A 568-nucleotide genomic window follows, 5' to 3' on the forward strand; every position below is an offset into this window, starting at 1 on the left:
GCTTAGCCATTCCCGGCATGATTGGATGAATAAGCTGCAGCTGATTAAAGGAAACTTAAGCTTACAGAAGTATGACCGCGTCTTTGAAATGATTGAAGAAATGGTTATAGACGCAAAGCACGAATCAAAGCTCTCAAACCTGAAAACACCGCATTTGGCGTTTGATTTTCTTACATTTAATTGGAAAACCCATTATATGACGCTTGAATATGAAGTTCTTGGAGAAATTAAGGATTTGTCGTCATATGACCAAAAGCTGGCGAAACTGATGAGAAAGCTGTTTCATCTGTTTGATCAAGCAGTCAGCAGAGAGAGTGAAAATCATTTAACGGTTTCGCTTCATACGGATCATCCTGATAGACAGCTGATTCTGTACCTTGATTTCCACGGCGCCTTTGCCGATCCATCTGCTTTTGATGATATTCGGCAGAATGGATATGAGGAAGTTGATATCATGCGTTTTGAAATCACAAGTCACGAATGTCTGATTGAAATTGGATTGGACTAGCGGAGTTTTTAACGGTTAGAACGGAGGACATTATGTTTGTAGATCAGGTCAAAGTATATG

At 39.8% G+C, this 568-nt stretch carries 1 protein-coding gene; it reads left to right on the forward strand.

Going from position 1 to position 568, the window contains the following annotated elements:
* The coding region (gene spo0B / locus RVS70_RS21890; protein WP_321134830.1) for a sporulation initiation phosphotransferase Sop0B at window positions 1-508 on the forward strand (508 nt) is incomplete at its 5' end.
* Window positions 509-568 lie beyond the last annotated feature (60 nt).

It is taken from the genome of Virgibacillus sp. M23 (genome assembly GCF_034190895.1).
GTDB classification, from domain to species: domain Bacteria; phylum Bacillota; class Bacilli; order Bacillales; family Amphibacillaceae; genus Virgibacillus; species Virgibacillus salarius.